The organism is Shewanella sp. 553, from assembly GCF_059338375.1.
Window position 1 is genome coordinate 908,003 of record NZ_CM181701.1, and the last position, 21,293, is coordinate 929,295.

At 48.9% G+C, this 21,293-nt stretch carries 16 protein-coding genes; 4 read left to right on the forward strand and 12 right to left on the reverse strand.

Features of this window, described 5'->3' with window-relative positions; translation table 11 throughout:
• Positions 1–295: 295 nt before the first annotated feature.
• On the reverse strand, positions 296–2,014 hold the full coding sequence (locus tag AC5YBZ_RS04135) for a chloride channel protein (RefSeq protein ID WP_475516037.1): 1,719 nt from the start codon (positions 2,012–2,014) through the stop codon (positions 296–298).
• A 63-nt stretch (positions 2,015–2,077) separates the two neighbouring features.
• Here AC5YBZ_RS04135 and AC5YBZ_RS04140 point away from each other — a divergent pair, with 63 nt between their 5' ends.
• Both AC5YBZ_RS04140 and erpA read left to right on the forward strand, forming a co-directional pair.
• The gene (locus AC5YBZ_RS04140) at positions 2,078–2,911 is read left to right on the forward strand and encodes a DUF6776 family protein (protein WP_475516038.1); all 834 of its coding nucleotides are present in this window, start codon (positions 2,078–2,080) and stop codon (positions 2,909–2,911) included.
• Between the two features lie 114 nt (positions 2,912–3,025).
• Positions 3,026–3,376: an iron-sulfur cluster insertion protein ErpA gene (erpA, locus tag AC5YBZ_RS04145; RefSeq protein WP_220061717.1), complete on the forward strand. Its 351-nt coding sequence runs from the start codon at positions 3,026–3,028 to the stop codon at positions 3,374–3,376.
• Positions 3,377–3,752: 376 nt separating this feature from the next.
• Here erpA and AC5YBZ_RS04150 read toward each other — a convergent pair whose 3' ends face one another.
• The 5 genes from AC5YBZ_RS04150 to AC5YBZ_RS04170 form a co-directional block, all read right to left on the reverse strand.
• Positions 3,753–4,214, reverse strand: a complete 462-nt coding sequence (locus tag AC5YBZ_RS04150) for a hypothetical protein (RefSeq protein ID WP_494519895.1) — start codon at positions 4,212–4,214, stop codon at positions 3,753–3,755.
• Between the two features lie 104 nt (positions 4,215–4,318).
• Entirely contained in the window at positions 4,319–4,690 is a 372-nt protein-coding gene (locus tag AC5YBZ_RS04155; protein WP_110456079.1) for a DUF2750 domain-containing protein, read from the reverse strand.
• A 151-nt stretch (positions 4,691–4,841) separates the two neighbouring features.
• Positions 4,842–6,149, reverse strand: coding sequence for an alkaline phosphatase (locus AC5YBZ_RS04160; RefSeq protein WP_494524790.1), 1,308 nt, complete (start codon positions 6,147–6,149; stop codon positions 4,842–4,844).
• A gap of 133 nt (positions 6,150–6,282) precedes the next feature.
• Positions 6,283–8,739: a S9 family peptidase gene (locus AC5YBZ_RS04165; protein ID WP_494543443.1), complete on the reverse strand. Its 2,457-nt coding sequence runs from the start codon at positions 8,737–8,739 to the stop codon at positions 6,283–6,285.
• A 74-nt stretch (positions 8,740–8,813) separates the two neighbouring features.
• Positions 8,814–11,576 carry a TonB-dependent receptor plug domain-containing protein gene (locus tag AC5YBZ_RS04170; protein ID WP_494543444.1) on the reverse strand — a complete coding sequence of 921 codons (2,763 nt, stop codon included), beginning with the start codon at positions 11,574–11,576 and terminating at the stop codon, positions 8,814–8,816.
• A gap of 378 nt (positions 11,577–11,954) precedes the next feature.
• Between AC5YBZ_RS04170 and AC5YBZ_RS04175 the strand changes: the two genes are divergently transcribed.
• On the forward strand, positions 11,955–14,132 hold the full coding sequence (locus tag AC5YBZ_RS04175; protein WP_475516042.1) for a winged helix-turn-helix domain-containing protein: 2,178 nt from the start codon (positions 11,955–11,957) through the stop codon (positions 14,130–14,132).
• A gap of 141 nt (positions 14,133–14,273) precedes the next feature.
• Here the strand turns inward: AC5YBZ_RS04175 and AC5YBZ_RS04180 are convergent, their stop codons facing one another.
• Positions 14,274–15,386, reverse strand: coding sequence for an anhydro-N-acetylmuramic acid kinase (locus AC5YBZ_RS04180; RefSeq protein WP_494543445.1), 1,113 nt, complete (start codon positions 15,384–15,386; stop codon positions 14,274–14,276).
• A 9-nt stretch (positions 15,387–15,395) separates the two neighbouring features.
• Positions 15,396–16,823, reverse strand: a complete 1,428-nt coding sequence (locus AC5YBZ_RS04185) for a peptidoglycan DD-metalloendopeptidase family protein (RefSeq protein WP_494524400.1) — start codon at positions 16,821–16,823, stop codon at positions 15,396–15,398.
• Between the two features lie 127 nt (positions 16,824–16,950).
• On the opposite strand from AC5YBZ_RS04185, the gene tyrS reads away from it, so the two are divergent.
• On the forward strand, positions 16,951–18,147 hold the full coding sequence (gene tyrS / locus AC5YBZ_RS04190; protein WP_475516045.1) for a tyrosine--tRNA ligase: 1,197 nt from the start codon (positions 16,951–16,953) through the stop codon (positions 18,145–18,147).
• 430 nt (positions 18,148–18,577) lie between these two features.
• Here the strand turns inward: tyrS and AC5YBZ_RS04195 are convergent, their stop codons facing one another.
• The 4 genes from AC5YBZ_RS04195 to AC5YBZ_RS04210 all read right to left on the reverse strand — a co-directional run bounded on the left by AC5YBZ_RS04195 (position 18,578) and on the right by AC5YBZ_RS04210 (position 21,211).
• On the reverse strand, positions 18,578–19,057 hold the full coding sequence (locus tag AC5YBZ_RS04195) for a nuclear transport factor 2 family protein (RefSeq protein WP_494543446.1): 480 nt from the start codon (positions 19,055–19,057) through the stop codon (positions 18,578–18,580).
• Positions 19,054–19,680, reverse strand: a complete 627-nt coding sequence (locus tag AC5YBZ_RS04200) for a trimeric intracellular cation channel family protein (protein ID WP_475516046.1) — start codon at positions 19,678–19,680, stop codon at positions 19,054–19,056. The genes AC5YBZ_RS04195 and AC5YBZ_RS04200 overlap by 4 nt, the downstream gene beginning before the upstream one ends.
• Entirely contained in the window at positions 19,677–20,066 is a 390-nt protein-coding gene (locus tag AC5YBZ_RS04205) for a DUF2721 domain-containing protein (protein ID WP_494521657.1), read from the reverse strand. Before AC5YBZ_RS04205 ends, AC5YBZ_RS04200 begins: the two co-directional genes overlap by 4 nt.
• A 167-nt stretch (positions 20,067–20,233) precedes the next feature.
• Positions 20,234–21,211: a cobalamin biosynthesis protein CobD/CbiB gene (locus tag AC5YBZ_RS04210; RefSeq protein ID WP_494543447.1), complete on the reverse strand. Its 978-nt coding sequence runs from the start codon at positions 21,209–21,211 to the stop codon at positions 20,234–20,236.
• Positions 21,212–21,293: the final 82 nt, after the last annotated feature.

Sequence of the window (21,293 nt, forward strand, 5' to 3'; positions counted from 1 at the left end):
TGAGTTATTTGCATCAATTGAGTGCCTATCGAATTGCGCATAAAAAAACATCACTAAATTCACGCTAATGCGCGTAAGTGTTACCAGGGTCACAAAACTAAGACTAAATGAGAGCGATAGCATGTAAAAAGTTATGAAAAGTTATAAAAGATCATGATAATCAATTGTTTACTGATTTGTGGTCAGGGTGAGCTAAGGGGCGGGGGGGATCACATTAACCAAGATGTGCTGAAAAACTGAGCGCTAGGCGGGTGGCAGCGTTGACGTAAGCCGAATGCTGCCGAACTCGTTAGCGTTAAATTTGGCCTGAATTAATCTGTTTTTGTAACGCCGACCAGCCGATCACGCCAACGACATTATCGCGCTCGCCTTGATAGACAAACACCTCGCCGCGGCGTTCGATGGCCAAAATTTCGTAGACCTCTTTTAATGTGCTGCTATCGGCAACGCCTTGGATCGGGTGGCGGCTTAAGGTGCTTTTGCTGTCGTCATGTTGCAGCTCTAATTGCAACATCTCCATTTGACCTTGGCGGTTACGCATTAACACCGAGCGTCCTTCAGCGCGTTTTAGTACTTCAAGCAGCAACTCATCATTGTCTTTAACGATAACAAAGCGCTTATCCATGATGGCGCGCACGCCGGTTTTTTGCAGCCCCAGTTTGACCGGCGCAATTTTGTAGTCCAGCCCCATCAGCTCCATCTGTTTATAAAACAGCGACTGAGTATTAAAGGCTTGGTGGGCGATTAAGAAGGCGGGTATGGTGACAAACATCGAGGGCAGGATGATGGCGGCGTTATTGGTGAGTTCTAGCAATGCCACCAAGGCGGCCAGCGGTGCGCTGAGGCACACGCCCATCATGGCGGTCATGCCTATGATGGTGTACAGGCCTATATAGGGGCTAATGCCGGGGAAGAACTGCGCGCTGATAATGGCTAAAATAGCGCCAATTAAGGCACCGATCCCAAATAATGGGCCGATAATCCCGCCAGGGATCCCAAGACCTATGGCGGCAATGGTGGCGATAATCTTGCCTATCAGCAAGCCCACTAATAACCCCAGGCTTGGATGCTCACTAATAGCGTAACTTATCGCCTGCTCACCACTGCCCAAAGCTTGGGGTAACAGCAGCCCGACTGCGCAGGTGACCAAGCCTGCCAACATGAGCCTAGCAAATAGCGGCCATTGTTGGCCTTTAGCGGTGACCGTTAGCAGGCTGTGATTAAACAGGGCGGCGATGCAGCCGAGTGTTAGGCCACACAGGGCTAAGATCGGATATTGCGACAAGGGGATATGGTCGATACCTATCTGTTCATATTCATGGATATTGCCAAACACTAGTTGACTGGTCACCGCGCCACATATGGCTGATAGCATGATAGGGAAGAAGTAATGCACCTTATATTCTCTGAGTACTACCTCAAAGACAAAGATCACCGCGGCCAATGGCGCGTTAAAGGTTGCGGCAATACCTGCGGCGATGCCACTGGCGCACATAATGCGTACGCTGTTGTCCGGTAGCTGGAACTTTTCTGCCATAACACTGGCACTGACAGCGCCTAAATGGATGGCAGGGCCTTCGCGGCCCACTGAAAAGTTGCTAGCAAGGGCAAATAAGGCTTGAAAGAATTGCCCCGGCGCCGATTGTAAGGGAATTTTGCCGTAGTGCAGTTTCATGCGGTGCATTACATAGGCGATACCCATGCGTTTGTAACGTTTAGAGCCCAATTGCGCCACGAGCCAGATCAACAATCCACCAAAAAGCGGTAATAGCACTCGCCAGTCGCTAAAGTTGTCAGTAAAATCCCATACTTGAGATTGGGTTAAGGTATGTAACCACTGCAGTAATAGCCTAAATAATATAATGACCCCAGAAGCCACCAAGGCAAATGCGAGCGCCAAGCCGCACAATTGCACACTGATTTTGGCTTGTGACAATTTATCTTTGAGTGCTGTATTAAGGTAATGCTGGCATTGAGAAATAAGGCGATTAACGAGTTGCTGCACAGAAACCATGGTGGTAAACCTTTACCGTACTAAAAGCGTGAGTGTCGATTTTTTATAAGGGGCTAGTATTTAATGTCAAATTATCATCGTTGGATCGATCGCTTGCAAGTGATAGAGCGAAAAATTCGACCTTCGAGCGTTTATCTTTTCTTTTTGATCTTAGTGGCATTTTTTGCTGGCGTATTGACCTGGGATCTCTGGTCATCGCAACATCCAATTCAGCCCGCTCAATCGAAAAATAGCACCGAGCTAAGCCAAGCCTTAACAAAGCAGGCCGAGATGTTAGCTTCGCGCAATTTGGAATTGGCGTTAGCCCAAGAAGCCAATGACAATATGCAAAAGATGTTTTTAACTCAACATCAAAAACAGAAAGAGCTTGAACGAGAACTGGCGTTTTATCGCAGCATTATGGCGCCAGAAAACCAAGCCGACGGTGTGGCAATTCATGATTTAGGCTTAAACCCTGGCCTATTGCCCAACCAGTTCAGGGTGAAATTGGTATTAACCCAACTGCAAAAGCGCAAGCAAGCCTTGAAAGGTAAGGCCGAGCTCACGTTTATCGGTTTGCAGGATGACAAAGTGGTGAGCCTGCCGTTATCGTCACTCACTGATGATAAGCTTAACTTTAGCTTTCGCTATTTTCAGATTTTAGAAACCGTGGTGCAATTCCCTGAAGGCTTTGTGCTTTCTCAGGTCGACGCAAAAGTCACAGTGCCAGCCAGTCGTTGGAGTAAAGGCGACAGTGCCGAGTTGGTGTTTGCCGCCGCAGATCTGTTGCAAGTGGAGCCGACGGTTGATGGTGTCGATGAGGAGGTCACTATAGAAGATGACGTACCTGAAGAGACTGAGCAGCATGAGGACGACACCCAAAATCGCAATGAGGCCATTGATCCACTAGCCCAATAAGCTGTGGGTGATAATACAAAAATAAATTGATTTTATCTGAGCCAAGACTATTACTTGAACAAATTGGTCAGGTATTGGATAATTCGCTCAGCAAACCGATGTATAGAGGTAGTAATGACTGAACAAGTTGAAGATACAATGCCAATCCGTTTCACCGACGCGGCAGCTTCAAAGGTAAAAACCTTGTTGGACGAAGAGCAAAATGATGCACTTAAGTTGCGTGTGTACGTGACCGGTGGCGGTTGCTCAGGTTTTCAGTACGGTTTTACGTTCGATGAAAAGGTCAACGAAGGTGACTTTACCGTTGAGAAACAAGGGGTTCAGTTAGTAGTTGACCCAATGAGCCTACAATATCTTGTGGGTGGCGAAGTGGACTATACTTCGGGACTTGAAGGCTCGCGCTTTTTTGTGAAAAACCCTAATGCCACCACCACCTGTGGCTGTGGTGCTAGCTTCTCGGTATAACCTAGCCGCTTGACCACCTATGGTGAGTCTGACGCACAAAAAAGCCAGCATTGCTGGCTTTTTTGTGTCTGGAACACTTATGCCAATTTACCAGGGACGGTAAAAAATTGGCGTTGCGTCTAAAGCACTTATGCCAATTTACCTGGGACGGTAAAAAATTGGTGTTGTGTCTAAAGCACTTATGCCAATTTACCAAGGACGGTAAAAAATTGGTGTTGTGTCTAAAGCACTTATGCCAATTTACCAGGGACGGTAAAAATTGGCCTTGTGTCTGTGGTAACCCAGCCTGAATGTCTTAACGTCACAAAGACCAAAGACCAAAGCCCAAAGCCCAAATCACTGCGTGATAGCGCCTGACTCTATGTAGCGATAAAGGTTAACGCATGATGTTCATGTTATTTTTAACATGACAGTAGGCCGACACTTGGGCGGTAAACGCTATCCACACTTGTAATATCGCTAATAAAATCAGCACGCCAAACACCAAGTAGTCGGGGATTTTGCCTTGCCATTCGCCTAATTGAAAGGTCGATGGGCCTGTGAGCAAATTATCTGGGTCGTATAGCAACACAGGTAAAATGCTGACCAGTCCAAGTTGCACCACAGTGTAACCGCGCAGTAGATACAATCCCGCCCGTTGGCGGCCTAGCACAGCAATCACCATCAGTAGCGTCAACAGACAAAATAACACCCCTTGTTTGGCTACAAGGCCACTAATCGATGCGATGCTTAAGAAGAGTAACAAGCCAATTAAACGTTTTGGTAGCCGCGCTTTGACTGGCGTAGAGCTGGTTTCCTGCGGCTGAGTGGCATCATGTAACGGTGAGGATGGTTGCACGAGTGAGGCTCCGTCATCGAATAACAAGATAAGCGCTTTAGTCTGGCTAAAGCGCTGTTTAGCGACTGGCTGATCGCGCTGTGGCGAGCCAGTGATTGTCGAGCTTAGTGGCTCTGCTTAGGCGTTAAGCGCTGCTCTAGCTCATAAGGCGGGATCACCACGCCAAGATCTTCTTGCACTGGGAATACGGCAACAAACAGATCATCATCTTGCATGCCTGGAACCCAACGTTCTAGCCATTCATCAAGGGCAATGGCTAAAGGGGTACAATCAGCCCAATCATCTACGGCCCACATGGCAGCAGACTCTTCGCAAGGCCACATTGGGATGCAATCTTCATCATCTGTGGTGAGCATGACGCAGCCATCAGCGTCTTGCAATGTCCATAGGGTTTTGTGGGCCTTGGCTTGTTCGACAAGGTAGTCGTAACGCGCTTCTGGCGTCATCTTGCTGGCATCTTTTGCACTTTTGCTCATGGTGTTCTCTTTCATCTTAATGGGGCTAAACCGATTGGCGGCAATGATAACATTTGTTACGCCGCAGTATAGAGGATTTTGTTGCGCGGTGAGGCGGGAGTTAGCCGGCCGCAATACATTGGCGGCCGGCATGTTTACCCAAGGAGCAGGTTTAGTGGATTAAGTCGATCAATTTTTTGGCGATTTGGGTATTGTCTTGATGACCATTAAATTGCGCCGCACCTTGACCATAAGCAAAGACTTGTACGTCGACGGCGTCGTGCCCGCCGGTTGTCCAGCCAGTAGAGGTCAGGGTGTCAATTTGTTGCTTTAATCGCGTAGTGGCTTCTTTTACCCCATTATCTTGTGCTAATGCCGTTTGCAGCTGCTGGCGATACTCATTGCGCTGCTCGGCATCGATAGGTAAGCCTAAGTGTGTTTGCCAAAAATCACTAAAGGCTTGTTCACTTGCCAAGTGTGTCGGTGATTCAGACAGCCACTTGGCTAAGGTACTGGGCATCTGCTTGACGCTATGCAGCAGCTGACCACGCCATTGATATACACCATCTGCGCCGAGGCTCAGGCCGCCGGTCGAGTGATCGGCTGTCATCACCAATAAAGTGTTGGGATGCTGGTCGATATAGTCGACGACCACTTGGGTGGTGGCGGCTAAATCGGTCATTTCAGCCATGGCGCAGGCAATATCATTGCTGTGGCCACACCAATCGATTTGGCTGGCTTCTATCATCATCACAAAGCCTTTAGGGTTAGGTGGCAGCAGTGTGAGCGCATGCTCGGTCATTTGGCTTAAACGCAGTGGGGCTGGGCTGCCCAAGGCTGGCGCTAATCCTTTGGGGGCAAATAGTCCCAAGGCGGGTAGGCGCTCGAGTTGGCTCAGCGCGCTGAGATCGTCTTGATATTGATAACCTAAGGCGCGCAGTTCGGCGACTAAATCTCTATCTTCACGCACGAAATACTGTTGGCCGCCACCTAGCATAAGATCGGCCACCGGCTTGTTGTTGATGAGATTGCTGAGAAAATCATCGGCTATCTCATTGTAGTTTCTGCGATGTTCATTGTGGGCCAAAAAGCTGGCTGGGGTGGCGTGGTTAATCTGTGAGGTTACCACCACGGCGGTAGTGCGCTGCTTGGCTTTGGCGTATTCGAGCAAGGTCGGCAAGACTTGTTTGTCGCTGTTAACGGCAATGGCGCCGTTATAACTCTTATGGCTGGTGGCTAAAGCGGTTGCCGCCGCCGCTGAGTCGGTGACATAGGTGTCATCATCGGGATAGGTACTTGCCATGCCCACTAACAACTTATCAAAAATGGTCGGTTCAACGGCCTTGGTGGTGAGATCATCATTAAAATAACGATAGGCGCTGGTATAGGCGGGCCCCATGCCGTCGCCTATGATGTAGATGATATTGGTCGGCGCTGCCGCCACTGCGCAAGGCAGGGTTGCGATTAAGGTGGCGAGCATCGCGTTAAGCTTACTTGAGTGAGCCGAGCTGCTGATGGCCGCAGCCAGACGCGCCATAGTGGCAAAGCATGACTCTAATGTAAGTTTTGATGTCAGTTCTGATGTAGTTTGCAATGTGGACTGGGTCATTATATTACTCCAACGACTCGATAGATTCAGGGGCTTCAGCGCTGTGAGCCTTGCCGATGTCAGCGTTAATGGGCTTAACGTATTGCTCTAGCCATTGCTGCTGCTCCCAAAGCATGTGCTGTAGCGACTCTTTGGCTGCATAGCTGTGGCTTTCATAGGGCAGCATCACCAACTTTGCCGTACCGCCTAGGCCACGGATGGCGTTAAACAGTCGTGACGATTGCATCGGGTAGGTGCCTGAGTTGGCGTCCATCTCGCCATGGATCAGCAGTAGCGGCTCATCAATTTTATCGGCATGGGTAAAGGGCGACATCTGCTGGTAGAGAGCGGGTGCTTCCCAGTAATTACGTTTTTCATATTGGAAACCAAAAGGGGTCAGGGAGCGATTATAAGCGCCGCTTCTCGCGATACCGGCTTTAAACAGATCCGAGTGAGCCAAGAGGTTGGCGACCATAAATGCGCCATAAGAGTGGCCGCCGATAGCGACTCTGTTTGGATCGGCGATACCCATGTCACTTAAGGTGTCGATGGCCGCTTTAGCATTCGCCACCAGTTGAGTGCGAAAACTGTCATTGGGCTGAATATCGCCTTGACCGACAATCGGCATAGCCACTTTATCGAATACGGCAAAGCCTTGGGCGACAAAGGGCAGTGGCCCTTTGGCGCTGATCCCTTGGTATTGATGCACTGAATAGTTTACTTGAGCGGCAACTTTCGCGTCTTTGTATTCGCGTGGATAGGCCCACATGAGCAGGGGCAGCGGCCCTTGTGATTTATCATAACCGGCAGGTAAGTAGAGCATGCCTGAGAGGGGCAAGCCATCGGCGCGCTGATAGTTAACCAGTTGGCGAGTCATGCCTTTATAGGCGGCCAGCTCATTATCGGCTTGATAAAGTAGTTGCTCGCTACCTGTATGTGGCTCCACTAACACTAAATGTGGCGGGGTTATAGAGTCTTCACGCTTAATGATTAATTTAAGAGGCGACAAACTGATGACATATTTAACCTGCTCAAGTTTATCGCTCGCGCTTTGCCAGATAGTCTCGCTATAGTTGTTATCGAGCTGGGTTTGCTTGAGGAAAGGGCGATAGCCCTTAGCCGATGCACCAATACCATAATGGCTGAATTTACCTTGGGTTATATCTACAAGAGCAACCCCTTGTTGTCTATCGCGATAGAGCCTACCGGGGGCTTTATAGGTGTCACGCTGGGCTTTTTGATACCAGAGTTTGGCGGGCTTGGCTTCGTCTGTACCCAGTAAGCTTACATCCAAAATGCTGACGCGCACCTGCTTCTTGTTGGCATTTTTTTCACTGACAAACAGTCGGCCTTGTTCTGCCCAATCAAGATCGTTAATACGCCATGGCATTTGCAGCAAAGCGTGTGGGATTTGGGTAAATGGTGCTGGCCAGTTGAGCACTTCATCGCGCAGCGCGGCAGGCTGCTCGCCATCGCCGTTATCCAGAGGTTGAACAAACACTAAGGTGTCGGGTTGATCGGGTCGCCAGTGGATAAGGCGCGGGCCAGTACTGACCGAGTCGGCACCAGCTGCGCGAAACTCGCCGCTGTCGATATGACCTAAGGTTTTGATATGTTGGCCATCGCGGTTAAATAGCTCAACCTGCTGGGAAAAGTCATAGTATTTAACGATATAGGAATAGGGCGCGTGTATCTGTTTTGCGATCAGGAACTGATCGTTGGGTGATAAGGCAAAGTGACTGTTGATCTGCGGTTGGCCCACATTGGTGCGTTGACCATCGAGGGAGATTATCGCCAGCTGGCTGGTGGTTAACTGCTTAAATGCCTGCTCATCTTGCTGATTTTGAATTAAATCTTGATAAGTACGCCGCGGTGCTTTTTCACCCAAGGCGTGGCTAATGTTAGGGCCTATGTTGGCAAGGGGAGCTTGCTTATCTTGCGGCACCGCGAAGGTGGTGACAATGGCCTTACTGTCATGTTGCCATTGGTATTTGGCGCCAAATACTGCATTAAGTGGGCTGGCATTGAGACGCTGGGTTTGGCCGCTGGCCAGTTGATACAGGTACAGATCAACGGCCCGAGGCGTAATGGCTATGTAGCTTAGGTATTGACTGTCGGGCGAAAACTGTACGTTAGCAATGTTAGCGCCTTGCTGTTGTATGGTGAGGCGTTGATTGTTATCAAGATTGATTAACGTAATAAATTGGTAGCGTTTTTTCGGTCTGCTTTGGGCTAAATTATCTGGCGAAATTCGCAGGCCGGCCAACTTTTTTTCGCTTTGAGCCAACTCATGAATAGTGGGGTGCGCCTGAGGATGCAATAGCGCTATATGGCGTGCATCGCCTGCCAGTCGTGTATCGACCATTTTGGTTTGCTCGAGCACCTGTTGCAGTGGCGCCGAGGGCTGCTGATAGTCGCCAGCGGTTGTGTGTAGGCTGGACAACAAGATCAGGGCAGCCATTAGATATTTTAAAATGTGCATTAGTTATCCTGACTTAAATGCATGAGTGATGAAAAAGCGCCCATTTGGGCGCTTTTTATGACTTATTCAAAAGCTTAAAACTTTTGTGAATAACCTAAGAATAAGGTGCGACCCACGATAGAGTAGCTGCTGTTGCCTTCTTCGAAGAAGGGCCAATCGTTATGATTGTCACTGCGGACGTCATATAGAGGTGGCATCTCATCGGTGAGGTTTTTCACCCCAGCAGTAAACTTACCATTCCATGGCGCGTTGTAGCCCAGAGTTAAGTTGATCACCTGATAAGCATCGAGCGTATCGGGATAATCATCTTGCTCATAGCTATCGCCATTGGCGTCAATAAGGTCAAAGGTATCGGTACCCGTGGCTTCCCCTGTGTAGTAGTAGGCCAAGGTTGCGCTGACATCTTGATAGTTCCAAGTTAGGCTGGCATTACCTTTCCATTTAGGCACAAAGTTAGTGTCGGTTTCTTCTTCAATCTCACTGTCGAGGTTCTCTTGATACTCTTTGCTTAGCAGATAAGAGGCGGCCAATTTCAGCTTAAAGTCACCGACTGCGGTTTCAGCAAAACGATAGTTAAAGCTGGCATCGATACCTTGTGAAGCTTCATAGGCACTGTTAATCGGCCCCTTACGCATACACGCTAAGTTGCTGATCCCCTCATCATCGAGCTCTGTAAGATAGCCGACCACATCCATCTGCTCGCAGCTGGTGTAGTTGCCGGTTTGGTCATAGCTTGGATCATCGAGCATCTCATCGGTGGAGATTGTTTTTACCGCCCCTTCCAGTTCAATGTTCCACCAGTCTAATGACACATCGGCGTTCTCACTAAGGTTGGCGACAAGGCCTATGTTCCAGAAATCACCCTTTTCTTCAGTTAAGTTGAGGTTGCCTGAGCTAAAACCGTCGTAGCTATCTTCATAGATCTCATTGGGTATGGTGGGATGTGGGTAATCTGTGCTGCCAAAGCTACGAGTTAGGCCGGCATACAAGCGATGCATATCGGGGGCACGGAAGCTTTTACCTATGTTGGCACGTATCATCACTTCATCGATAGGGCGATACATAATGCCCATTTGTGGTGTGGTCGCGCCGCCCACGTTTGAATCGTCTAAATAGCGGTCATAACGCAGCGCCGCAGACAAATCTAATGATTTAACCCCAGTCATGTTAGCCAACAGCGGGATCTGTACTTCACCTGCGATGGCAACGCGATCGCGATCGCCCTCACCACCCGTGCCGCCCATGCCGATAAAGCCGCCGCTCTGAGTGACTTCATCTAAGGTATCTTCATAGCTTTCACGCGCCCATTCGGCTGTGGTGGCAAAGCCAACTGTGCCTGCGGGGAGTTCCATGAGGTCGCCAGTAAACACCGCTTGGAACTGATGCATGCTTGAGGTGGAGTCTTTGGTTGAGGCGCCGATCAAGGCTTCAATTTGGGTATCGGTAAGCTTATTGTTTGGATACCATTTGGTCGGATCGGTATTGTTAGGATCGAAGGTGATGATATCGAGTAGTCCATCGGCACTCACCATATGATTATTTTGTTTCTCATAACGGTTAAAGCCACTCGACCAAGAGAGATCCAGTTCATAATCGCCTATTACCCCGCTGGCACCCAATGAAAACGCTAGCTTGGTATTTTGGGTGTCATAGATACGATCGCCTGGAAACTCTTCCATACGACGACGCAGCTGGAACTTGTTGTCGTTAGCAAATTCACCAGAGTCGTAGCTCAGCGCGCCAGTGGCTTGATCTTCATAGATGTAAGTGCCGAAGCCTTTCTCATCTTTGTACTTTTGCGCCTCTTTATATGAGGCGTTGATCATGCCGTACAGCTGCCACGCATCATTAAGATCGTAAGTGCTGTTAACGACTAGGTTGATTCTGTCATAGGCCGATTGCAGGCCACGGTCGGCATATTTGTCATAGTAGCAATCGTAAGTCCCCACTGGGGTATAAATGCCTTTATCACCGAATAGGTCGGTACATTGCGCCTGATCCAGTGGGCTATATTTGTCACTGGTATAGACCTTGTCATAGTCGCGGATCCACGAGGCCCAGCTAGAGGCCGCTGCATCTCCATAGGGACCTGCGCCCCAACGCACATTACCATCTTCATCTTCATAATAAGCAGGGTTGAATAAGCTGTCGCGCTGGGAAGTTTTAATCGCTTCAACTTTCTTATATTCGAACATGACCAAGGTTTGGCTGTTTTCGGTATTAATACCCTGCAGGTATGACAGATCAAGTTGCTCGCCACCGCCTTGGGTCGGTGAGTTGTACTTAACCGCCGCCTTAGCGCCGTCATATTCTTTCTTTAAGATAATATTAACCACACCGCCGACGGCATCTGAGCCGTAAATGGCCGATGCACCCCCGGTGAGAATTTCGATACGTTCTACCGCTGCGGTAGGGATATCAGAGGTATCAACGAAGTTACTTGAACCGCCAGCAGCACTGGGGAATGACGCCTGACGACGACCATTGATCAACACCAGAGTTCTATTGGCGCCCATACCGCGTAGGTTGACAGAGCTTGCGCTGTCGGTAAAACCGTCGCTTTCGCCATTAAGTGAACCGCCGGTATTGGCGACAGATGATTGCAGCACTTCTGCAATAGACGTTAAGCCACTGTTAGCGATATCGTCGGCAGAGATCACGGTAACTGGCGCCACACCTTCAAAGTCAGCACGTTTAATACGTGAACCTGTGACTTCGATTTTTTCTATTTTTGCTTCATTGTTATCGGTGTCGGCCTGCGCTGCTATTAGAGTGGTTGGCGTAAAGGCCAGCGCCAGCGCTATGGTAATGGCCGAGTGCTTAAGTTGGGGTTTCATCTAATATGATCCTTATTATTATCGTTAACTACCTTTTTTATCTGCAAACCTAAAGAGCTTTACTGGCTGCTCCGTGTGATGTGCGGAGAGCGCAAATGACGGTGTCGTTTAACCATCAAGATAGCTTGCTGTTTACTGCGCCTAGTTGTAATTAACTTGTTACCTCCCCACAATGCCTAGCGTGTCGTTTATAGGTTGTTTATATCTCTATTTAAAATCTATTATGTTTTTAAACAAAGGTTTAAGTATCTATTATTATCTATCCTTAATTGTGTTATTTTGTCGTTAATCTTGGGTTTGGTGTTACACTCGCTTTGCCTAGGGATAGCTTTAACGTTTCATATTTTGATTAAGCGCTAGCAAAAAACGGGGATTAAGGTGGCTGTGTTAAAAGAATTGGGATTTAAATTAGGTCGGTGTGAGGTCACTCCGCTGGGGCATCGTTTAGTGTTTTCCCCTCAAGCGCCGGGGCAAGATGCTGTGCAGGTGTCTTTGCAACCTAAGTTTATCGATGTGCTGTGTTACCTTGCCCAGCATTATCCTAACGTGGTGACTCGTGAAGCGTTAATCGATGCCATTTGGGATGGTAATCGTTATGTGGGGGCAAAAGCGCTGACTAATGCGATATGGCACCTGCGTAAGCAACTTAGCCCGGTCGCAGGCGATCAAGAGGTGATTGAAACGGTGAGAAAGTCAGGTTATCGACTGCTTATTGCCCCAGAATTTAATCCCGAAGAGATAGCCGAACAACCCGATATTTTGCAACAGGCACAGGAGCAAGTGACGAGGCTCAAGCGAGGGTATCGACAAGGCTTGATGGCCGCAGCGGTATTGGTACTTCTGCTGGCAGGTTTTACGACTTGGCACCTGTATCATGATGAGGCGCATTTTATCCCCACCACCAAAACACAATTAACCACGACCACAGATGCGGAACTGTTTCCTAACGTGTCGGCCGATGGACGTTGGTTGGTGTATGGCAGCCGGGGTAATGGACAAAGCTATAGCCTGTATCTGAAGGATCTTAATGCCTTAAGTGATACCCCTAAACGACTGACCTCGGTTAATTCGGCTGAGATCCGCGCAGTATGGAGCCCAGATGGTAATAGGCTCTATTATCCGTCACAGCGCATTGCTACTCGCCAGTGCCATATTATGCAGTTAACCATAGAGAGCGGCGAGGTGATGCCACTGGCGCCTTGTAACTCGTTTAATACCGCGTTAGATCTTGCCCCCGATGGCAATCAATTAGCCTTTATTTGGCTGGCTGAGGGCGATGAGTCCTCAGGTATTTATAGCTTGGCACTGGGCTCCTCAGCCTCACAGCCTCAACGGGTGTCGTGCCAGCAAGATTGTGGTCATCGCGATAGAGATCTTGCGTATAGCCCTGATGGACGCTGGCTGGCAATAGCGCGTCGTTTTGGCAATATTTCCGAAGATATTTTTTTACGCGATTTAGGCTCACAGCGGGAGTTGCGCTTAACCACTGGGCTGGAAGATATCCGCGGCTTAAGCTGGCACCATGATAGTGAGCGCTTAGTCTTTAGCACCGAAAACTCTGGCGTGCGCAACGGTTATATTATCGATATTGACGATAAACAGATCCAGCCCTTAGACGTCGAGGGGATGAGCTACCCACGCTTTATCTCTGGCCGCAGTGAGTTAGTGTACGCCAACTATATTCGCGATAATCAGATCTCGCTGCTGGCGTTAGAGCAGTCGATCCCCACCACGCCGTTTTCATTATTGAATGTGGAATACAGCTACCGTAATCCAAGTTATTCCGCCAGCCGTCAACGTATTGCTTATGTGTCCAATCAAACCGGTTTTAACGAGGTGTGGAGCGTCAATACACAAGGCGGCGATGTTCGTCAACATACGCACTTGAAACGGCGCGTGGCTTACCCCAGTTGGTCTCACGATGGCAATAAACTGGCATTTTTAGCACCCGATGATAAAAATGAGGGCAATAAAATCCATGTGCTCAATCTCGACTCGGGCACTATGGCTATCTTGGCGACGCCCTATTTAGATCATAACCGCCCAAGCTGGGGCTGGGACAATGAAAGCGTATTTGCTAGTACGCTCGATGGCATTACCGAGTTTTACCTCGATAACCGTCCGCCTAAGGTGTTAAGCCCGCTGAATATGCGCCTTGGACAGTCGATTGCCGCTGATAAGTTAGTCTTTACTCGCCTGGATAAACCAGGGTTGTGGGCCTTAGCCCTTGATGGCGATGGTTCTCATGCTCTGCAGCACAATACGGCGGCGAGTAAGGTTGAGCTGCTGCTTGGTGGCGACAAGTTTACTGAAGGCTACAACTGGGTCGCGACAGATAAAGGGGTCTATTACCGTGCTAACCATAGCGACCATCAGTTAGTTAACTTTTGGCGATTTAATACCAATTTAGTCACGCCCATTATCAAGCTTCCCCCCAGCGTTATTCCACGTGCAGGCTCGATGGCTTATATCCCCGACTCCCATAGCTTACTGCTGACCCAGTCGCAAAACTCGAAACGCGATGTGATCAAGTTGCAGCATAGATTATTGCTATAGCGATAGAGATCTGCGGCAAGATTTACGGCCATCAGTGATTGATGGCCGTGAACATTTTTTTGGGGGGTAAGGGCTAGTCGGCCAGAACGCAAATCGTGTTAATCGACAGTGCTCTACTCAATCGACAATGATTAATCGACGTTAGGCGGCAGGAAACAAGCCACCAAGCACAGCTAGACGTGAAGCGCCGGTAACGGCTGGTAGGTTGCCCGGTAGGCCATCATGATAACGTCTAGCCAGCCAAGCAAAGGCGATCCCCTCAACCCATTGTGGGTCTATGCCCAGCGCTGCTGTGGTATCGATGTGATAATGGGGCAGCAATTTGGCCAGACGGCGCAGCAGCTCTTGGTTAAACGCGCCGCCACCGCAAACAAACAGCTCGGCATTGTCAGCCAGTTTAAGGCAGTCGTTGGCAATGCTGTGGCAGGTTAAGTCCAGTAAGGTTGATTGAATATCGGCTTCATCTAAATAGCCAAAGTCCGCGGTTTGCTGCTCTAACCAAGCTTGATTGAAAAGCTCGCGTCCTGTGCTCTTAGGCGCGCTTAATGAAAAATACGCATGGGACAACATCTGTTTGAGTAATTTAGCATCTGTCTTACCGCTAGCAGCCCATTGGCCGTTGTCATCATAAGGCTCGTTTTTGACCTGTTTTATCCAAGTGTCTATTAGGGTATTACCTGGGCCGTTATCAAAGCCAATCACTGCGCTGGCATCACCGGGTAGATAAGTGATGTTAGAGATGCCACCGATATTTAATATGATGCGTTTGCTGCCCGCTTGAGCAAAGCTTTGCTGGTGGAAGGCGGGTACCAGTGGCGCCCCTTGGCCGCCTAAGGCGATATCTTTGCGTCTAAAGTCGGCGATAACGTCGATGTTGGTGAGGGCGGCGATGGTGTTAGGGTCGCCTATCTGCAAGGTAAACCCCATCTCAAGGTTCGGCATATGACGCACGGTTTGGCCGTGGCTGCCAATGGCCTTGATATGTGCCTTATCGATACCCACTTTGTTTACCAGCGCATTAACCGCCTTGGCAAACAGTTGTCCCACGCTTCTATCGAGTGTGCCTAAATAATTGATTTCATCATGGCTGCCAGACTGGCAAAGACGTTGTAACCCGCTCAACAGATGGCTGGGCAGTGGCTCAGTATGGGTGTCGACAAGCGTGAGCTTATCGCCCTCAAATTTGACTAATACGGCATCGACACCGTCCATGCTGGTGCCTGACATTAGGCCGATATAGTACTGACTGCTCATCTGTTTACCTTACTGTGCGGCAAGCTGAATATCGTTATTTTGCTTCAGTTTTGCCATCATCTGCTGACTAATCGCCAAGAATTGTTGCTTCTCTTTGCTGTCGATAGGCATCGACTGCGGTAGCTTAACCGTACGCGGATTACGGTGTACGCCATTGACAATAAATTCATAATGCAAATGGGCGCCTGTGACCCGACCAGTAGAGCCGAGCGTGCCGATGATTTGCCCTTGTTTTACCGTTTGGCCTTGCTTGACTTTACGCTTATTGAGATGCAGATATTTAGTCGTGTAGGTTTCATTGTGCTTAATAAACACATAGTTGCCATTGTACTGGTTGTAACCTGACTTTATCACGCGCCCCTTACCCGCGGCTTTGATCGGTGTACCAACTGCGGCAACATAGTCTACGCCGCGATGAGCTTTTACTTGGCCAGTGACAGGGTGTAAGCGGCGTGGATTAAAGCTTGAGCTGACATATTTAAAGTCCACCGGCGAGCGTAAGAAGGCTTTACGCATGCTGCGCCCTTCTGCTGAATAATAGTTGCCATCTTTATAGCGCACCGCGGTATAGGTATCGCCTTGGTTGATAAACTCGGCAGCTAAAATATTGCCATTTTGCAGGAACTGGCCATCGGCAAACTCCTCCTCAAATAAGATGGCAAATTTATCGCCTTGACGCAGATCGAGCGCAAAGTCGACGTCCCAGCCGAAAATGGTCGCCAGCTGCATAATTTGATTCGGGGTTAATCCTGCGGTCACGCCAGCATTCCAAAAGTTACTGCTAATGGTGGCGCTGGCAAATTTAGTGCGCTGTTCTACCTGTTTAGTGAGCACCTCTTCGCTGTAGCCGCTTGCCTGCTTGCTAATGACTAAGGTAGAGATGGGATCAAGATGATAACGTAACTGGCTGAGTTCGCCGCTGCCGTTTTTGACTATGGCTATCTCTTCGCCGGGTAATATTTTAAGCAGATTTTTTTTGGCTTTAGGCAGTTGGGTTATTTCATACACATCACGGGGCGTGAGGTCGGCACGTTTAAACAGTTTGGCTAAGGTATCACCACTGCGCACGGTAAATTGCTCAGTGTGCAGCTCCATAGCTGGGCTTTCGGTTGCATCTGATGCTGCAACAAGATTATTAGGTGGTTGTTTTGGCTGACTGAGTTCGCTGACGATGTCGTCTACGCTGGGGGCATCTGGAGTTCTAAAGGCCAGCGGCACAGGATAAGCTTTGGCATTATCATTGGAATTGATATCGTGTTGTAACGGCGCTTCATCGACCAAGTTGATGGTGCCAGAGAGCGTGCTATTGGTGGCGCGCGAAGCTTGTGCATCGTCGGTAGGTAATAGTAATACCGCTAGGGTGACGACCAAGAGAATGCCCAACAATATTTGATGTAGTTTGGGTAGTAATTTTAAGAGTGTAATGACCTTTCCCATTGACCCCGATACCAATTTTCAAGACTTAAGCGATTCCTGTAAGTGTACACTCTTTCATTTGTGCTGGCTAACAAGTAACATGAGTCCCCCGTAATTTATCTATAGGCTCTTAGGAGTAGCTGCCAAAATGGCTGATTTAGACCAAGCATTAGCAGAAATACAACGTGGTACCGATGAGATCCTTCTCGAAGCGGATTTACTGGAAAAGCTGAAAGAGGGGCGTCCGCTGCGCATTAAGCTGGGTGCCGACCCTACCGCGCCTGACATCCATCTTGGCCATACCGTTATCTTAAATAAGATGAGAACTTTCCAAGACTTAGGTCATGAAGTTATCTTCTTAATCGGTGATTTCACTGGCATGGTTGGCGATCCAAGTGGTAAAAATAGCACTCGTCCTCCGTTGACGCGCGAGCAGGTATTGGCTAATGCCGAGACCTATAAGCAGCAAGTGTTTAAGATCCTCGATCCCGCTAAGACCCGCATTGAATTTAACTCAAGCTGGCTTGAAGAGCTGGGCGCTGCAGGCATGATCCGTCTGGCATCACAGCAGACCGTTGCCCGCATGATGGAACGTGATGATTTTAAAAAGCGCTATGCATCGGGTCAGTCTATTGCCATCCACGAATTTATGTATCCTCTGCTACAAGGTTATGATTCAGTTGAACTTAAAGCTGACGTAGAGCTAGGTGGTACCGACCAGAAGTTTAATCTGCTTATGGGGCGTGAGTTACAAAAGGCGGCAGGGCAGAAGCCGCAAACCGTGATCATGATGCCACTGCTTGAAGGCCTCGATGGCGTGAAGAAGATGTCTAAATCGGCGCATAACTACATTGGTGTTAGCGAGCCAGCTGGTGAGATGTTCGGTAAAATCATGTCGATTTCAGATGATTTGATGTGGCGCTACTTCGAACTGCTCTCTTTCCGTCCGCTAGGCGAGATTGAGCAGCTTAAAGCCGATGTTGCCCAGGGCACTAACCCAAGAGATGTGAAAATTGCCTTGGCGAAAGAGATCATCGCCCGTTTCCATGATGAAGCCGCAGCAGAAGCGGCTCATCAAGAGTTTATCAACCGTTTCCAAAAAGGGGCGCTGCCTGAGGATATCGAAGAGGTTGAACTTGTTGCGGGCGAGGGCATTGCCATTGCTAATGTGCTCAAAGAAGCAGGCTTGGTTGGCTCGACGTCTGATGCCATGCGAATGATCAAGCAAGGCGCGGCAAAGATTGATGGCGTTAAGATTGAAGATACCCGTCTGCAGCTGAGTGCCGGCACCTCGGGTGTGTTCCAAGTGGGTAAGCGTAAGTTTGCCAAGATTACGCTAGTCTAAGGTAAGCTATAACGCTGATGAGGGTTATTGACTCACTTGCTATAGTAAAAAAGCCTGCAGCTGCAGGTTTTTTTGTGTCTGGAACATTGATGCCAAAAGCCAGGGAGGGATACTTTTGGTATTTGTGTCTGGAGCATTGATGCCAAAAGCTAGGGAGGGATACTTTTGGTATTTGTGTCTGGAGCATTGATGCCAATGGTCAAATGGTATTAACAGACGGCTCTAAATTGCGGGCTGATATTGATGACCTCATGTGCAGATACCACTTCGGGCCGCCACGAGGGCCTCTTCGCCTGCTTAACGAAAACGTCCATGTTTTCGATACCCTACGTTATATCTGCACCTAAGGCGTAGTCTCTTAACTGTATAAACGGGGGGACAATCTGATAACTGACTCAATCTAATGGGTATTACGCCAAACTCCCCAACGTCACTGGGTGGCGAGTTGATCTTGCATCGTCTGATAGTCCATCAAGTCTTCGTGGGCAGTCACTCTATGATTGGTTAAATCCAGTTTTACTGTAGTCACTCCTGGAATGGCCAGCTCAATTACCTTACCCGGTTTACCAAATAAACTGCCGGGACCTCGATAATGGTAGTTACCAATCATCACCACCAAGGAGCCTGCGTTATACATGTGCTCAATATTAAAGTCATACTCTAATACACCACGGTGAGCGCGTTCGAAAAACTCTAAGATATCGCGTCTGCCTTGGTATTTTTTACTGGCAGTGCGATCGAAAAACACGCTGTCACGATTATAAAAGGTGCCCAGAGTGCGATAGTCGTGGTCAGTCAGCGCCTGAATATATTTAACCGCCATCTGTTGCTCGACCGGCATATCGCCAGGCTTGGCCTGAGTGATGAGTGGCATTAACACCAAGATGCTAGTTAAAAAATATTTGATCATTGTTTGGTATTCTTTAAATCAAAAGCGGGAAGTTTTAAGTGCCATTTAATCGCGGCTAAGCGAATCAATAGCGCGCTTATCATGGCAAAACCAAAGGCGGCTTTATTGGCTGCCCCTAACTGTAGTGCTACCGTGTAGCCAATTCCGCCACATATGGAGGCGGTGGCATAAATTTCGGTGCGTAAAATCATCGGCACTTGGCGGCAGAGCACGTCTCGAATAATGCCGCCTCCCACGCCAGTTATCAAGCCCATGACGACGGCAATCATGCCGCTTAAGCCCAAATTAAGGGCTTTCTCGGCGCCAATCACGGTAAATAGCGCTAAGCCAAAGGCATCGGCGACGGGTAAGGTGTATTGAGGGACTTTTTTCGGTTTACGGATAAAAACTAAGGTTAATAATATGGTGGCGAGGATCACTATGATGTAATTAGGGTCGCGTATCCAAAATACCGGGGTGGTGCCAAGCAAAGCATCGCGGATACTGCCTCCGCCAATGGCGGTCACCGATGCCAGTACAATCACCCCAAAGGGATCCATGCGATGGCGGCCGGCGGCTAGCGCGCCAGAGAGGGCGAATACCGCTGTGCCGCAAAGGTCAAAAAAATAGACCCACTCTTTCATTGATCCAACTCTTTAAGGTGGAAGTTGAGCGCATCGACGGAAATGCGGATCTCAATAACCGACAACACCAGCGAATACAACAGCAGCAACAGGCTAGTGCCAAAAATCACCGAGCCGGTTTTATTGAATCCGATATAGATAAAAATCATACACAATACGCACAGGGCGAAGCTCAATACCCCCGCCTCTTGCATGCGGCGAATGATCACTATGCGTTGGCGTAAGTTTTTTAGTTGGCCACTGTGCACCGGTTTGCCTTGACTGCTGAGGCTGCGAATAAGGGCTGCCAGTGAAAAAAAGCGATTAGTGTAGGCCAGCAACAATAGCGAGATGGCCGGAAACAGTAATGCAGGCGTGGTCAAAGAGACGTGTAGGTGATTAAACAAGGTGATGATGCCCAACGATTGGTAAGCGTGCCACAATGGCGTGATTCTAATCTATTGCCGTATGTCGAGTCCAACATTAGTGACGACTTAAACTAATGGTTTATAACGACAGTTCGGCTTGTTAAGCCTCCAATAAGTGGGCAATTAAAGTACGGCGGCCAAGCCAGTTACAGATAGCGTAGCGCGGTCCAGATCAGCGGAACTAACATTAATGACACTATCCAAAGGGTATTGGTGCTACTCACTAAGCGCAGCGCGCGTGGCAACACGCTAGCATCGGGTTTATGTGGTGGGCCGACTTTGTCTAGCGGCACTTTGACGCCGCCAAATTTAACCGGCCCGCCAAGCTCTACATCGAGTACCTGTGCGGCGATATTATATGTCGACAGGTGATGATTAATCGCATAAAGGCTTCTGCGCGGAGTGAGCATCGCTTTGAGAGCTTTGGGGCCACCTTGGATTGCCAAGGTAAAGTTCCATAGCATACTGGGCACGTAATAGAGCACATAACAGAGGTAATAAGCAGGCTTACCAAAGTGGCGATAATGCGGATTGATGGCGGGCCAGCACAGTTGCAACTGTTTCAGCATGCGCGCGCCAAGCACCAAGGGAGCGCCGCCAACAATAAAAAATACCATAGTGGCGACTGTGCCATATATCGGTGTGGTCAGCAGTTTTTCGGTAATGGCTTTGCTTAAGCCCACCTCAGATAAGCCCTGTGTGTCGCGACTGAGCCAACCTTTAATTAAGGCGCGGGTTCGTGGTTTATCGGCGTGTTGTAAGGTTTGCGACGCCTCTTCTGCTACCTTATAAAACTGCTCATCAGATAAACATAAGTACAAGACTAGAAACTCAAAAAACCAAGGATAAGCAGCCAGTTGCAGTAAGAAACTGATAATAAGCCAAAAGGGAACTAACAATAACACTATCGACAGTAAGCCTGCCGTCACTTGCTGGGAAGAGGAACGCTCGGGATGATTTACCTTATCAGACAGCCGCAGCGCCAGTTGGCTATAGAGATAAAATGGCTGCATGGCTCTGGGCAAGGGAGCTAGCTTTGCCAGTAATATTGACACCAATAAAATAGCCGCCCCTTGGTAGAAGGGACTGTCTTGCATAAACTGTTGTGAAAAGTGTGGCAGCATGGCGAAATCCAGTTGGATGCTAAGCGCTACTTTATCTCGGCTACAGCGCCCGTCAATATAAACCCTGCGCCCTCATCAAGTC